The 13,839-nt window shown below is 42.8% G+C and carries 15 protein-coding genes; 2 read left to right on the top strand and 13 right to left on the bottom strand.

The annotated features are described in order from the left end of the window. The 8 genes from BLS46_RS04810 to BLS46_RS04845 form a co-directional block, all read right to left on the bottom strand. Nucleotides 1–663 (bottom strand): thiamine diphosphokinase, encoded by a 663-nt coding sequence (locus BLS46_RS04810; RefSeq protein ID WP_093585981.1) that lies wholly within the window; start codon nt 661–663, stop codon nt 1–3. After that, nucleotides 626–1,282, bottom strand: a complete 657-nt coding sequence (gene rpe, locus BLS46_RS04815) for a ribulose-phosphate 3-epimerase (RefSeq protein ID WP_093585983.1) — start codon at nt 1,280–1,282, stop codon at nt 626–628. Before rpe ends, BLS46_RS04810 begins: the two co-directional genes overlap by 38 nt. 10 nt (nt 1,283–1,292) lie before the next feature. Further along, the gene (gene rsgA, locus BLS46_RS04820) at nt 1,293–2,171 is read right to left on the bottom strand and encodes a ribosome small subunit-dependent GTPase A (RefSeq protein ID WP_093585985.1); all 879 of its coding nucleotides are present in this window, start codon (nt 2,169–2,171) and stop codon (nt 1,293–1,295) included. A 1-nt stretch (nt 2,172) separates the two neighbouring features. Further along, complete coding sequence (gene rsmA, locus BLS46_RS04825; protein WP_093585987.1) at nt 2,173–3,045, bottom strand: 16S rRNA (adenine(1518)-N(6)/adenine(1519)-N(6))-dimethyltransferase RsmA; 873 nt, start codon at nt 3,043–3,045, stop codon at nt 2,173–2,175. Nucleotides 3,046–3,064: 19 nt separating this feature from the next. After that, nucleotides 3,065–3,772, bottom strand: a complete 708-nt coding sequence (locus tag BLS46_RS04830; protein WP_093586340.1) for a dimethyladenosine transferase — start codon at nt 3,770–3,772, stop codon at nt 3,065–3,067. Nucleotides 3,773–3,932: 160 nt separating this feature from the next. Continuing rightward, nucleotides 3,933–4,226, bottom strand: coding sequence for a hypothetical protein (locus BLS46_RS04835; protein WP_093585989.1), 294 nt, complete (start codon nt 4,224–4,226; stop codon nt 3,933–3,935). Between the two features lie 93 nt (nt 4,227–4,319). Then, complete coding sequence (gene rnmV / locus BLS46_RS04840; protein WP_093585991.1) at nt 4,320–4,886, bottom strand: ribonuclease M5; 567 nt, start codon at nt 4,884–4,886, stop codon at nt 4,320–4,322. After that, nucleotides 4,886–5,659: a TatD family hydrolase gene (locus tag BLS46_RS04845; protein WP_093585993.1), complete on the bottom strand. Its 774-nt coding sequence runs from the start codon at nt 5,657–5,659 to the stop codon at nt 4,886–4,888. The genes rnmV and BLS46_RS04845 overlap by 1 nt, the downstream gene beginning before the upstream one ends. 151 nt (nt 5,660–5,810) lie before the next feature. On the opposite strand from BLS46_RS04845, the gene BLS46_RS04850 reads away from it, so the two are divergent. Next, nucleotides 5,811–7,655: an APC family permease gene (locus BLS46_RS04850; RefSeq protein WP_093585995.1), complete on the top strand. Its 1,845-nt coding sequence runs from the start codon at nt 5,811–5,813 to the stop codon at nt 7,653–7,655. A gap of 91 nt (nt 7,656–7,746) precedes the next feature. On the opposite strand, the gene BLS46_RS04855 is transcribed toward BLS46_RS04850, so the two are convergent. The 4 genes from BLS46_RS04855 to BLS46_RS04870 all read right to left on the bottom strand — a co-directional run bounded on the left by BLS46_RS04855 (nt 7,747) and on the right by BLS46_RS04870 (nt 11,788). Next, a complete protein-coding gene (locus BLS46_RS04855) occupies nt 7,747–9,708 on the bottom strand; it encodes a peptide ABC transporter substrate-binding protein (RefSeq protein WP_038805804.1) in 1,962 nt (653 codons plus the stop codon). Between the two features lie 142 nt (nt 9,709–9,850). Continuing rightward, nucleotides 9,851–9,985: a 50S ribosomal protein L34 gene (gene rpmH / locus BLS46_RS04860; RefSeq protein ID WP_000831905.1), complete on the bottom strand. Its 135-nt coding sequence runs from the start codon at nt 9,983–9,985 to the stop codon at nt 9,851–9,853. 144 nt (nt 9,986–10,129) lie between these two features. Continuing rightward, nucleotides 10,130–11,344 carry a pyridoxal phosphate-dependent aminotransferase gene (locus BLS46_RS04865; RefSeq protein ID WP_093585997.1) on the bottom strand — a complete coding sequence of 405 codons (1,215 nt, stop codon included), beginning with the start codon at nt 11,342–11,344 and terminating at the stop codon, nt 10,130–10,132. 144 nt (nt 11,345–11,488) lie between these two features. Beyond that, on the bottom strand, nt 11,489–11,788 hold the full coding sequence (locus BLS46_RS04870) for a hypothetical protein (protein WP_093585999.1): 300 nt from the start codon (nt 11,786–11,788) through the stop codon (nt 11,489–11,491). A 166-nt stretch (nt 11,789–11,954) separates the two neighbouring features. Between BLS46_RS04870 and BLS46_RS04875 the strand changes: the two genes are divergently transcribed. Continuing rightward, nucleotides 11,955–12,407: a universal stress protein gene (locus BLS46_RS04875; protein ID WP_000079160.1), complete on the top strand. Its 453-nt coding sequence runs from the start codon at nt 11,955–11,957 to the stop codon at nt 12,405–12,407. A gap of 35 nt (nt 12,408–12,442) precedes the next feature. Here the strand turns inward: BLS46_RS04875 and BLS46_RS04880 are convergent, their stop codons facing one another. Further along, the gene (locus BLS46_RS04880) at nt 12,443–13,828 is read right to left on the bottom strand and encodes a Cof-type HAD-IIB family hydrolase (protein ID WP_093586001.1); all 1,386 of its coding nucleotides are present in this window, start codon (nt 13,826–13,828) and stop codon (nt 12,443–12,445) included. Nucleotides 13,829–13,839: the final 11 nt, after the last annotated feature.

Raw genomic sequence — 13,839 nt, forward strand, 5'->3', positions numbered from 1 at the left:
CTATCTCCTGTCCTTGCTATGCAGTACGACTACATAGCCATCTAGGCAAGTCACCGAAACTTCCCTATCTATATATTCGTTAGAAGCGTACACTTTTTTAAAGAAAAAATTCTCCTCAGTCAACTCATACTTGGCACCGAGAATGGTCAACCTGCTATCCCGAACCGGCATAAAGGCTAGATAGTCATAGTCCAAACGTGGTTGAAGCTGACTGGTCCCTTCTGGACAATAGCTAATCACATTTTGTCCATCCTCAATCGCTATCTGGCGCATATAGGGCGCCAACTTGGGATTGCTAGGCAGAAAAACATTGGCCAGCATATGGTCAATACGACCACCAAGAGCACCAAAAATAGTGACCTGAGCCTGAGGATTCTTTTCGAAAATCGTTAAGAGTGCTAGTTCCAGATCCGTATCATCTTTTTCCGGCTGGGCTTGAACAAAGCGCAGAGCACGCTTTTGAATCATCTGTCGCTCTTCTGCAGTGACGGAATCAAAATCTCCAACGGCTAGAGCGAGAGGCAGGGCTTCTTCCAAGACCCAGAGCGATCCTCGATCCACACCGACAAAGCAGTCAAAATCCGTCCGATAATGACCACGGTCTCCGCCTGCAAAAACTGCAACCCTAGTCCAGTTGTTTTCGGAGAGCTTGCACTCGTTCATTGACATCTCCCTTAAAGACATAAGACCCTGCTACAAAAACGGTCGCTCCAGCTTCTTTGGCTTGAGCAATGGTTTGATCATCAATACCCCCATCTACTTCGATCTCAAAGTTCAAACCTTTTTCCTGACGAAGGGCAACCAACTCACGAATCTTATCCATGGTTTCTGGCAGAAAGGCTTGTCCACCGAAGCCAGGGTTAACTGTCATGACTAGGACTTGGTCAACTAGATGAAGCACATGCTTAATCGCTTCAACTGGTGTACCAGGATTGATAACAACTGATGGCTTGACACCGAGTGAACGAATTTTTTGGAGGGCACCATGAATATGAGGCGTTGCCTCTATGTGAATGCTGATGATATCTGCACCTGCACGCGCAAAGTCCTCTAAATGATGTTCAGGATTAGCTACCATCAAGTGGCAGTCAAAGACCATCTTGCTATGGGGACGCAGACTCTCGACCACACCTGCACCAAAACTGATTTGTGGCACAAAGTGACCATCCATGATATCGATATGGGCATACTCTGCTCCAGTTGCTTCTAGGCGTTTGATTTCACGTTCAAAGTTGGCATAATCTGCTGCCAGAATTGACGGAGCAATCTTGTATTGAGACATAGGTTTCTCCTTATTTTGGAATTTTTTTGCTGACTTTTTTATAGGTTTCTCTGCGATTTTCAATTTCACTGAGGAATCGCAGGTAGTTGTCAAAACGGAAGGTTGCAACAACTCCCTCTTCGACAGCTGGCTTAACCGCACAAGACGGCTCATGGGTATGGGTACAAGTACGGAACTTACAATCTCGACTGACACTAGCAATCTCTGGGAAGGCCTGATTGAGGTCTTCTGCTGTTGAAACTTCATAATCCAGTGATGAAAATCCTGGTGTGTCCGCAATCTTTCCACCATTGAGGTTGTAAAAACTAACAGCCCGAGTGGTATGGCGACCACGACCTAGACTATCTGAAATTTCTCCTGTTTCAAGATTGAGATCCGGAGCAATTTTATTGAGAAGGGTTGACTTACCAACACCCGTTTGTCCCATAAAGACCGTAACCTTGTCTGTCAACAGAGGCAAGAGCTCTTCCTTACTAGTCACAAAGTCGTAACCAATAGCACCATAGGTTTGTTGGTAAAAACTTAATTCTTCCCTATCTTCCAGCAAGTCCATTTTAGAAATATAGACAATAGGATGGATGCCCTTGTGCTCCAAAAGAACCAAGAAACGATCCAGCAAACTACTATTAAAATCAGGTTCCTTGACGGACATGATTACCACAGCTTGGTCGATATTGACAATAGGTGGGCGAACCAGACTATTTTTTCGTTCGTGAATCTTGAGAATGTAACCTTCTGAATTTTCCTCCGCAGAAAAATCTACCCAGTCCCCAACATAGGGTGTATGGCCTTTTTTGCGGAAATTCCCACGCGCGCGTGTTTGATAGACCTGGCCATCACTCTCTACATAGTAGAATCCTGCCAAAGCTTTAATGATTTGTCCCTGCATCTTAGAGTCCTTGTCCTTTAAGTGCATCTGCTAGGCTAGCAAATTCTGACAAGCTGAGAGCTTCTCCACGTACACTTGGTGACAAGCCTGCCTGATCCAAAGCCTTGGTCAGTTTGTCCTTGATTTCTTCGGTCTTGCCAAAGTAGCCTGTTAAATTGTTCCACAAGGTCTTGCGACGATGGGTGAAACTAGCCTTGGACACCTTAAAGAAGAAGCTCTCGTCTTCCACTGCTACAGCTGGTTCTGGACGGCGTACCATTTTCAAAATAGCCGAGTCTACGTTTGGCGCTGGTACAAAGACTGTACGAGGCACGATAAAGGCCACCTTAGCTGTCATGTAATACTGCACAGCAATAGACAAACTACCGTAAGCCTTGGTATTCGGTTGGGCTGAAATGCGGTCTGCCACTTCTTTTTGCATCATGACGACAAACTCACTAAAAGGAATGCCACTCTCAATCAAGTGCATGAGGATAGGCGTCGTGATGTAGTAAGGCAAGTTGGCTACTACCTTGATTGGCAGTTCAGGATTTTTGAAATTCTGGATATGCTGCGCCAAATCAACCTTGAGAATGTCCTCGTTGACTACGGTCACATTGTCAAAATCACGCAAGGTATCAGCTAAAATCGGTACCAAACGGTGGTCAATCTCAAAAGCCATGACTTCCGCTGCACGCTCAGCCAAAAACTCCGTCAAGGCACCAATCCCTGGCCCGATCTCAATGACATTGACCTGGTCATCAATCTCAGCCGTATCCACGATCTTTTGAAGGATATTGGTATCCGTCAGGAAATTTTGCCCGAAGGACTTTTTAAAGGTAAAACCGTGACGCTCCAGCACTGCCTTGGTCACGCTATAATCTGCAATTCTCATTTATTCTCTTTTCTATTTATTAGCTAAAAACAATATATAGAACCCACATAATTCCTAGTACCAATACAATCCAAAACACAAAATGAATACGATGCTTGTTTGAATCGGATCCAGTCATATCAAGCGCTTTCTTATCTTCTTGGGGGTTCATTTTCTTCAATTCATCCTGATAGGCAACCGAATCTAGAATATTGTCTTCTGGCAATAATTCTGAAGTATAATAATCAGGAAAACCCATAGCAAGGCCAATTAAGTTCTTATCCGTTAGAGAAAAATCCAAATCCTTTGGTTGATTTTCCTGAATAGCTCGGATATTTTTTAACAGTTTATCAGAAACTACAGACACTTGGTCCATAAAAACAACATCTAAAAGATCAAATCCAAGCACATCACCATCTTTGACGTTTGCAAGAATATAACGAACAAAGGCATCATATAGTTGCAAGGCTTGCGGGGTATTTTCTTCTAAAAAAGACCGATTTTGGAGGGCATTTTGCTGGAATTTTTCAATAGAAAGTAAGATATCTACATTCTGCTCTTGGTAAAACTTTTCTGCTTCCTCTTCATCTTCTTCGAGTTTTTCTGCTGTTTCCCAGAGAGCAATAGGAGCTTTTAAATCTTCTTCATCCCAAAACAATTGCCAAAAATAAGGTATTGTGTAAATTCCCTCTGTTAGAATACGGGCTTCATCTCCGTTTTTTAAGTAAATATAACTTCTATTTGCCATATCGTTTCCTTTCACCATTTTTATGAAGGCTTTACCTTCCGTCAAAGTCACTCCAAACAGGGCCAACTGTTTAGATCACCTCTTGTTGTCAAAAAGTCAATGCATATTGTTCTAATTTTCATTCATTATCTTTTAAGAAAATCATTTATTCTCTTTTCTATTAGGAACGGCGATATATCCAAACAAATTCATTTCCTCTAGAACTCTGATGAATCAGGTCTTTTAAATAGATACTGGGATTCGTCAGTTCTTTTGTTTCTGTATGATAGCTTGTTATTGTCTGCCCACCATGTCGGAGAAGCCACTCTGTATCCAATCTAGGCAAATATCTGTCCTTTTGAAGAAAACTACAAAGCTCCTCAACTGTCATATCCTCCGGGATATCAAGATCCATCTGATGAGAAAAAACATCATCCCCCATGCAGATAGACTCTCTGTCAACTTGTATTTTCATTTCGCTCTGTCCTTATAAGTTTCTATTTGAACGCTATCAAAATAAATCTAAGTACCTCTATTGTAACACATTCCCTTTGTATTTTTGGGCTATCTAGCTATTATCATAACTTTCCATAGTCTCTTCCACTTCTGCCAAGGTTATCCCAAATAACTCTAAGCGCTTGAGGAGTTGCTTGCCGTTGGAATAGCCGATGCGGAGCTGCTCGCCTAGATACTCTCTGCGTCTACGACTGTCTGCTCCCGCTAGGAAACCAAGACGAATCAAGTCACTACGAGATATATCAAACTCGTTCTCTGTTTCAAACTGCTCTGTCACTTGACTTAAGGCTGTTTTCAGGTCTTCATAGCTGGCGTGTTCAATTCCCAGAGAACGTCCCTTGGACTTGGATTTGGGAACAGCCTCATCTCGCTTGAGAAAGGCATGCTGCACCGTTGGAATGGCCGTCATAATCATGCGCCGAATCCGCTCCCCATTAAAATCTGGATCTGTAAAGACAATGACTCCATGCAGTTCATGCAAGCGACGAATGCGCTCTATATCTTGGTCATTTATTGCGGAACCTCTTGTTTCGTAGGTCTCTACATCAAAGTAGCGTTTGAGATTGACCGTATCATCGCGACCTTCGACCACGATGACTTGGGAAATTTTTTCTTTCATCACTTGCTGTCCAATCCAAAGATACGCTCTGCATTTGCAGTTGTTACTGCGGCTAACTCCTCGGTCGTCATCCCACGCAAGTCGGCGATAAAGTCCACCACATAGCGAGTATAGGCTGTTTTGTTTTCACGGCCACGTTTAGGCACAGGAGCCAGGTAAGGTGCATCCGTTTCTACCAAAATCTTGTCCAAAGGAAGTTCCCTAGCGGCCTCTTGGATATCCGTCGCTTTCTTAAAGGTCACCACACCTGAGAAAGAAATGGTCATGCCAAGCTCGACAAACTTCTCCGCCCACTCCAAAGAACCTGAGAATGAGTGCATAATTCCACCACGAGGACCAACGCCCTCGCTCTTGATAATCTCATAAGTATCTTCTAGCGCATCACGGGTATGGACCACAAAAGGTAAATTCAAGTCCTTGGATAACTGAATCTGACGACGAAAAACCTGTTCCTGCACTTCCTTAGGTGCTGTCATCCAATGGTAGTCCAGACCAATCTCACCTAAAGCAACAACCTTGGGATGTTTTAGCTTTTCAAGCAAGTAAGCTTCGACCTCGTCTGTGTATGTCCCTGCTTCCGTCGGATGCCAGCCAACAGTCGCGTAGAGTTGTTCATACTCATCTGCTAACTCCAGGGCACGTTCAATGGTTGGTTTATCAAAACCAACAATATTCATCTGTGTCACACCCATCTCAGCAGCCAAGGCGATTTCTTCTGTTTCACGGCCTGCAAATTCTTCTACATTTAAATGTGTGTGCGTATCAAAAATCATCTCTTCTAACCTCATTTTCTTCCATCTATTATACCAAAAATAGCATCCCTCGGCTTGTAAAAATATTCTAATACCAATCATTCTCCCTTGACTGCCTTTTCTCAAAGCAGTATAATAACACTTATTGAAATTTTCAGCAAAGGAAAAGAAAATGTTTAGAAAATTAAAATATACCTTTATCGGTCGACCACTCAAGTCTCTCACAGACGGCGAAGGAGGGTTATTGGGAAAAATGCAGGCACTTGCAATGTTATCCAGTGACGCCCTGTCTTCTATTGCCTATGGGCCTGAACAAGTCATTCTCGTTTTAGTTAGTCTCTCTCCTCTCGCTATTTGGTGGAGCCTCCCTATCGGTATTTTTGTCCTCTTACTCCTCGCTAGTTTGACCATTTCCTATCGTCAAATCATCCACGCCTATCCTCAAGGCGGAGGAGCTTATATGGTCACTCGGGAAAATCTCTCCCCCGAACTAGGCTTGATTGCAGGAGGCAGCCTCCTTGTTGACTATATGCTGACAGTAGCCGTATCCGTTGCGTCTGGAGCTGATGCCATTACTGCAGCTATCCCTGCCCTCCATCCTTATAATCTTCATATCTCTATTTTCCTAGTCTGCCTGCTCATGCTCTTGAATTTAAGAGGCTTGAAAGAATCTGCCAGCTCTCTGATGATTCCCGTCTACCTCTTTATCTTCAGTACCGTCTTTCTCTTGCTTTATGGGTTCTTTCAACTATTTACAGGTTCCCTAAACTATCAGGCGACTTCAACCATTGGACAAACTGTTCCGAGCCTTTCCATCGTTCTCCTACTAAGAGCCTTTACCAGCGGTTCGGCATCCCTGACAGGGGTTGAGGCTATTTCAAATGCGGTACCATTTTTCAAAACTCCGAAAGAAAAGAATGCTGCTCAGACCTTAACCATCATGTCGCTGATTTTAGGATTTCTTTTTGCAGGCATCACCTTCCTAAACTACTGGATGGGCATCACGCCTCAAAACGGAGAAACCATCCTTTCGCAAATGGCCAAGGGCATTCTTGGTGATTCATTCTTTGGTCATGCTAGCTACTATCTCTTCCAGTTCTCAACAGCCTTAATTCTAGCTGTAGCTGCAAATACTGGCTTTTCAGCCTTCCCTATGCTAGCTTACAATATGGCTAAAAACAAGTACATGCCCCATCTCTTTATGGAAAAGGGGGATCGTCTCGGTTACTCCAACGGTATCTTAACTCTGGCCTTCGGGGCTATGATCCTTCTTCTCATTTTTAACGGGAATACTGAACGCTTGATTCCTCTTTATACTATCGGAGTCTTCGTTCCCTTTGCCCTTTCTCAGACTGGGATGATTCGCCATTGGAAAAAGGAAAAAGGAGCAAACTTCTTAAAATCTGCCTTCGCTAATATCCTTGGGGCCATCATTTGTTATGCCATTGTCCTCATTTTACTCCTCTTCAGACTGGGTGATATCTGGCCATTCTTCCCAATTATCCTAGTCTTAACCTTCCTCTTTTTGTCCATTCACAGTCATTATCAAAAAGTAGCAAAACAACTACGACTCTACGAAGGAATCCAAAAACGCACTTATGACGGCAACCTTGTCCTTGTCCTAGTAGGAAACGTCACTCGAGTAAGTGTCGGAGCCATTAACTACGCTCAAAGTATCGGTGATGAAGTGTTGGCCATGCACATTTCTACTAAAGAAACGGAAGAAAAAGACCAAGAAATTCTTCAGGAATTTGCCGATTACTTCCCAAATATCACTCTGAAAAATATCAACACTAGCTACCGAAACATCATCACCCCTAGCGTCAAGTATGTCAAACGAATCGCCCAAGAAGCCAAGCAAAAAAACTATACCGTTACAGTCCTCGTCCCACAGTTTATCCCTAACAAGCCTTGGCAAAACATCCTGCACAATCAAATGAGCCTCAAACTAAAATACGCTCTCAGATGGCATGAAGACGTCGTTGTCGCTAGCTACTCCTATCACTTAAAAGAATAAAGAAAAGGCCCTACCAGAACTAAAAAGCGTCTGGTGGGGCCTTTTTCTGAATCCAGCCACTATGCTTAACTAAAAAGCATGACTAGGAATATTATTGAATGTGGTTAGCTAAATCTTCTTGGGCTTTTTTGTTGGACTCAACTTTTTCTTTTTGCCATTTTTCATAAAGCTCTTGGTACTGTTTCGCAGTCACGGGATCTTTTTGCAACTCAAGGTATTTGTAGTTGTCCGCATCCCCTTTGTGTCCGACAAATGAGAAGGCTCCTGTGAACGGTACAGTCTTACGGAAGATTGGATTAGCTCCTCCACTTTGAACCGGCAGAAAGAGAGCACTATCTGTTAGCCATGCTTGAACTTCGGCAAATTTCTCATAGCGAACCTGAGTGTTTTCAACTTCTTTATCTGCCTCATCCAACAACTTCTTGTAGGTAGAGAGACCGATTTTTTCCTTGACATCATTGTCTTTTCCTGGAGTTAAGCCAAGATTTTTTAACTGAGAACCAGAGTCTGGATCCAAGAGGTCAAGATAGGTTTTCGGATCTGAATAATCTCCACTCCAACCTGAGATGTCGATGTCATAGTCCTTTTGTTCAGCTGTGTCAGCAAAGAAGGTTGCATTGTCTTTCTCGTCTGGAGAAAGTTGAATCACATCGATAACAATATTATCTGATCCAAGTGTCTCCTCAACCGTCTGCTTGAAAGAACTGGCTTGTTGTACGTCCAACTTAGCAGTCTGGTCCACTGGCATGTCTAGATGGATTGGGAAAGTCACACCTTCTGCCTGTAAGCTTTCTTTGGCTTTGGCAAATTCTGCCTTGGCTTTATCAGCATTCAAGAAGGCAGGCTGAGCGTCGTTTAGATTGACATTAGCCCACTCTGTGCCATAGTTGACCATCTTTTCATTGACAGCATCTCCGAAGTTTTTCCCACCAATTTGAACAAAATTGCTTGGTGTGACTGTGTTTCGAAGGATACGGTCAGCTCCATCTTCTCCATTTGTCTGTGCGGCGTAGGCATGACGGTCAAAGGCAAAGTTAATCGCCTGACGGAAGTCCTTGTTTTGCATAGCTGCACGCGAATCGGTTTTTTCTTTATCCGTCTGTTTCATGGTTTGATTGTAACTTTGACGGTTGACATTGAAGAGATAGTAGAAAGTCACAGCATCCTGAGGAGTATAGGTAATCTTATCTTCATTCCCTTTTTTCAACTGGTCAAAGACAGAACTTGTCGGGAAGATACGGCCATCTGTGTAGTTGCCTTCTAAGAATCCTCGAGCCAAACTATCTTGGTCTGAACCATCATAGAAGGAAAGTTTTACCTTCTCAATTTTCACATTGTCCTTATCCCAGTAATTAGGGTTCTTTTCAAACTCAATTAAAGATTTTGATGTGAAAGACTTGAACAAGTATGGCCCATTTGACAGGATACTAGATGGGGTAACACTTCCAAAGTCATCTCCCTTAGATTTCAAAAAGGCTTCATTGACAGGGCTCAAAATTCCCCCTGTTGTCTTTGAATTCCAATAAGACTCCGGCTTGTTCAAGGTGTATTGGAGAGTATAGTCGTCCACTGCCTTGACTCCAACCGTCTCAAAGTCAGATGTTTTCCCTTCGACATAATCTGCCAAACCTTTGATTGAATCCCGTACCAAGTACAAGTTCTCAGCCTTTTTATCCGCTGCATACTTAAGACCTGTCACAAAGTCATGAGCTGTCACTTCAGCGTATTCTTCTCCTTCAGAGGTATACCACTTAGCCCCTTGGCGGATTTTGTAGGTATAGGTCAAGCCATCCTTTGATACCTTCCATGACTGCGCCATAGAAGGAACGAGGTTGCCGTACTTATCATTTTCCAACAAACCATCAATCAAGTTTGTCGTAATGCTAGAGGTTGAACCACGTGTCGAAGTGATATAGTCTAATGTATCTGGATTGCTAGCAAATACATACGAGTAGGTTTTATCTGTATTTGATTGTGCCGAACTACAAGCCACCATCAAGAAGCTTGCACTCAAAATTCCAGCCCCTAGTAGGAGGGCTTTTGATTTCTTCATAACTGTTCTCCATTTTTATAGTATATGAAACATTATACATTATTTCAGAAAAAATATAAAGCATTTACAGACTGATATTATAGGAAAAAGAAAAGCCAGTAGACTCGAGTTCCTACTGACTTCTTTGTTGAATTCGTTTGGATTATGCAGCCAAAACTTTGCGTCCTTTACGACGACGAGCTGCCAATACGCGACGACCGTTTTTAGTTGACATACGGTTACGGAATCCGTGTTTGCGCGCACGACGAAGTTTACTTGGTTGATAAGTACGTTTCACGATGAATACCTCCTCATAGATTTTGTATTCGTTTAGCCGGCTATAAAGTGATCAGTTACTAAACATACTTTACTATTCTATCTGATTCTGCCACTTTTGTCAATAGCTCCAAGCAAATGTTTTCTAGCTTTTCCTATGAAAGCCCTATCTACGATACTGTTTCAAGAAACGAGTCATCTTTTCTTGGATTTGTGCTAATTCGTCCACTCGTGGGAGGTAAACGATACGGAAATGGTCTGGTTCTTGCCAATTAAAGCCGCGACCATGAACCAAGAGAACCTTTTCTTGTTTCAAGAAATCAAGAACGAACTGTTCATCATCATTGATGCGGTACATATTGCGGTCAATTTTAGGGAAGATATAAAGACCCGCCTTCGGCTTGACCGCAGACAAACCTGGAATATCTTGAATAGCATTGTAAATGAAGTTTCTTTGCTCATAGATACGACCACCAGGAAGGAGTAATTCGTCCACTGACTGGTGCCCACCTAGTGATGTTTGTACGACTTGCTGGGCCAAAACGTTAGAACAAAGGCGCATGTTGGACAGCATATTGAGACCTTCGATATAGCCCTTGACATGAGTCTTAGGACCAGACAAGACCATCCAACCCACACGGAAACCAGCGATACGATGCGATTTTGACAGACCGTTCATGCTGACACAGAAAACATCAGGTGCCAAGCTTGCCACAGGCGTGTGTACATGCCCATCCATTACCATGCGGTCATAAATCTCATCCGCAAAGATAATCAAATCGTTTTGACGAGCAATCTCAATAATCTCCAGTAAGAGTTCCTCAGGATAAAGGGCTCCAGTTGGGTTATTTGGATTGATAAGGACGATAGCCTTGGTATTGGAAGTAATTTTTGACTTGATATCGTCAATATCAGGATACCATTCTGCAACTTCATCACAGATATAGTGAACCGCATTTCCCCCAGCTAGGCTGACAGCAGCCGTCCAGAGAGGATAGTCTGGCATAGGCACCAAGACCTCATCTCCATTGTCCAAAAGCCCCTGCATGGACATAACAATCAGCTCACTGACACCATTTCCAAGGTAAATATCATCAATGTCTACATTGGGAAATTTCTTCAGTTGGCAATACTGCATGATGGCCTTACGGGCTGAGAAAATCCCTTTGGAGTCAGAATATCCCTCACTATCACGCGCATTCATAATCAAGTCATGAATGACTTCATCTGGCGCTGTGAAGCCAAATTCTGCTGGATTTCCTGTGTTCAGACGTAAAATCTTTTCTCCGTTTGCTCGCATCCGCATAGCTTCTTCTAAAACGGGGCCACGGATATCATAAGCAACATGCTCTAACTTACTAGACTTGTTATATTCTTTCATCTTGTTTCCTCAATTCGTCAGGATAGTAACATTATACCACTAGAAAGGGATTGCGACAAGTTTCCTGAAATGAGCAAGCAAAGAAAAAAACTCACAACGACTAGGTTCTCACCGTCTAAACAACTAGAATACAGAAGCATTTTCTCACATACCAAAAGACAAACCTAGAAAGACCAATGCTAAAAAGGAATCATACAAAAGATTAAACATGAGAAAGAGCCCCCACGTGACCAAATAGTCCAAGCGACCACTTCTCTTTGCAATCACAAATAAAATGATGTGGTAGACTAAGTGAAAGAGAAGAAAAACAACAAAACCTGGATAGAGAACAGGCACGACTCTTTCCAGCTGCCAAAGCATCACTACTTCTCCTACAAGTGACGCAAGGATAATTCCATTATAAAGAAGACTTATTTTTTTAGAAGCTTGAACAGACTCTTTCATACTTTCTCATCCCTTCACTATGTTTCCTAATATCCCGTTTTCTTTTATTTTAACATATCTCCACCAAATCGAATCTCCGATAATATTTATTTAAATATGATTTTTACTTTACTTCTTTAGTGAAAAGGATTACAATAAAAGTAAGAAAATTTCAGGAGGTTTCATTATGGCACAACGTTACCAAAATGTTATGGTTGCAATTGATGGTTCTAAAGAGGCAGACTTGGCTTTTGTTAAAGGTGTTTACACTGCTCTACGCAATGATTCCAAGCTCACCATTGCCCATGTTATTGACACACGCGCTCTTCAAAGCGTGTCTACCTTTGATGCTGAAGTTTACGAAGAACTCCAAGTCGATGCTGAAAGTTTGATGAAGGAGTACGAAAAGCGTGCGAGAGATGCGGGCGTGACGGATATTCACATCGTCATCGAAATGGGAAATCCGAAAACCCTCCTTGCCCGTACCATTCCAGACGCAGAAAATGTTGACCTGATTCTCGTCGGTGCAACGGGTCTTAATGCCTTTGAACGCCTCTTGGTTGGCTCTTCATCTGAATACATCCTCCGCCACGCAAAAGTTGATTTGCTCGTCGTGAGAGAACAAGAAAAAACATTATAGGAACATAAAAGGAGCCTGCTAGGCTCCCTTTTTTCTTACTTATTTCTCTCTTTATGTCGCTCATAAGCCTTGAGCTGACGCTGCAGTTCCTTTCTGATAGCAGGTTCTGGAGCATATTTTTCGTCCCAGTCATCCGGTTTTAAGATTTTATGTGTAACTGGATCAAAATGGGCTTTTCCATCAGGAAAAACCTTCCCCATGTTTGCCTCATGCACAATATCAAAGATGCGTTCTGGATCCACTCCCATCAAGGCAAAACTGCCGTAAGTAAAATATAGTGTATCGATTAGGGCATCAACCTGACCGATTAGATCTTTTTGGGCAGGCGTTTTTTGCCTCACCTTTTCGGCCGCCTTATCAAGTGCCGCATGCATGCTTGCAAGTGACTGCTGGAATTCTTCCTCTGAAGAACTTGCTGCGCGAACAAACTCTACTAATTCTTCAATTTTAAAGTCTGCACGATGGGTCGCCCCTTCAATATCCCATGCTTGCGGCTCTTCCTGCGTCCGTTCATCCATCATGTGGTGGAAGGTCTTGACCTTATTAAAATGGTAATCTCGACTGACAAAAACTTTTTCTGAAGCCAAAACACCAAAGTGCTCGAGCGCCTTGTGGATGCCATCTTGTTGGTTACTTGCAGTAATGTGCTTGGCAACTTCTTTGACGCTGCTACTGCCATTTCCCATGGCTACAGACATACCAACACCTGCCAACATTTCCAGGTCATTGTCTGAATCTCCGAAGGCCATGACTTGGTTGAGATCAAAACCATACTCTTTCCCAACTCGACGAATGCCTTCTAGTTTGGAATTCCCTTGGTTGATGATATCCGCAGCGAAGGGATTGCTTCGAGTCAATTTCAAATCTTCAAAATCACTTGCAGCTTTCTCAGATTCTTCGGGTGTCATCAGCATTAACACTTGATAGATTGGCTCATTGATCAAACGAAGTAGGTCATCTTCCTTTTGAGGAACTGCCTTGCTGACCATTCGATTAAAGGAACGGCTAACGGTTCTTGTTAAGCCAGTTGGAATGAAACGGCTAACCAGCTGTGAAAAGGATCCGAGACCAAATGACATAATTTTCGAACCAACAACAGCATGCTCGGTTCCAAGAGCGATTTCTTTTCGCTCCTTTTTAGCATAGGCAATCAGTTGACGCAGACTTGACTTGGCAATCGGGCTAGCAAATAAGACTTTTTCTTTATTAAAGATATATTGTCCGTTATAAGTTATTGCAAAATCCAGATCTAAATCCTCCATCAATTCCTTGACAAAGAAAGGCCCCCGTCCTGTCGCCACTCCGACAAGTACCCCTTGTTCTTTCACAATCCTAATCGCGTCCTTAGTGGATTTCAAAACACTCTTACGATCGTTGACTAGCGTTCCATCGATATCAAAAAAAACAGCTTTGACTTCCATCCTATCCCATT

The organism is Streptococcus sp. NLAE-zl-C503 (assembly GCF_900104285.1).
Lineage (GTDB): Bacteria > Bacillota > Bacilli > Lactobacillales > Streptococcaceae > Streptococcus.

Excerpts from the sequence above, each read along its gene's own strand:
- BLS46_RS04835 (WP_093585989.1), bottom strand. The coding sequence starts at position 4,226 with ATGAAAATACAAGTTGACAGAGAGTCTATCTGCATGGGGGATGATGTT.
- BLS46_RS04880 (WP_093586001.1), bottom strand. The coding sequence starts at position 13,828 with ATGGAAGTCAAAGCTGTTTTTTTTGATATCGATGGAACGCTAGTCAAC.
- BLS46_RS04855 (WP_038805804.1), bottom strand. The coding sequence starts at position 9,708 with ATGAAGAAATCAAAAGCCCTCCTACTAGGGGCTGGAATTTTGAGTGCA.
- rsmA (WP_093585987.1), bottom strand. The coding sequence starts at position 3,045 with ATGAGAATTGCAGATTATAGCGTGACCAAGGCAGTGCTGGAGCGTCAC.
- rsgA (WP_093585985.1), bottom strand. The coding sequence starts at position 2,171 with ATGCAGGGACAAATCATTAAAGCTTTGGCAGGATTCTACTATGTAGAG.
- rpe (WP_093585983.1), bottom strand. The coding sequence starts at position 1,282 with ATGTCTCAATACAAGATTGCTCCGTCAATTCTGGCAGCAGATTATGCC.
- BLS46_RS04845 (WP_093585993.1), bottom strand. The coding sequence starts at position 5,659 with ATGATTTTTGATACGCACACACATTTAAATGTAGAAGAATTTGCAGGC.
- BLS46_RS04810 (WP_093585981.1), bottom strand. The coding sequence starts at position 663 with ATGAACGAGTGCAAGCTCTCCGAAAACAACTGGACTAGGGTTGCAGTT.
- BLS46_RS04870 (WP_093585999.1), bottom strand. The coding sequence starts at position 11,788 with ATGAAAGAGTCTGTTCAAGCTTCTAAAAAAATAAGTCTTCTTTATAAT.
- BLS46_RS04830 (WP_093586340.1), bottom strand. The coding sequence starts at position 3,772 with ATGGCAAATAGAAGTTATATTTACTTAAAAAACGGAGATGAAGCCCGT.
- rnmV (WP_093585991.1), bottom strand. The coding sequence starts at position 4,886 with ATGAAAGAAAAAATTTCCCAAGTCATCGTGGTCGAAGGTCGCGATGAT.
- BLS46_RS04865 (WP_093585997.1), bottom strand. The coding sequence starts at position 11,344 with ATGAAAGAATATAACAAGTCTAGTAAGTTAGAGCATGTTGCTTATGAT.
- BLS46_RS04850 (WP_093585995.1), top strand. The coding sequence starts at position 5,811 with ATGTTTAGAAAATTAAAATATACCTTTATCGGTCGACCACTCAAGTCT.
- BLS46_RS04875 (WP_000079160.1), top strand. The coding sequence starts at position 11,955 with ATGGCACAACGTTACCAAAATGTTATGGTTGCAATTGATGGTTCTAAA.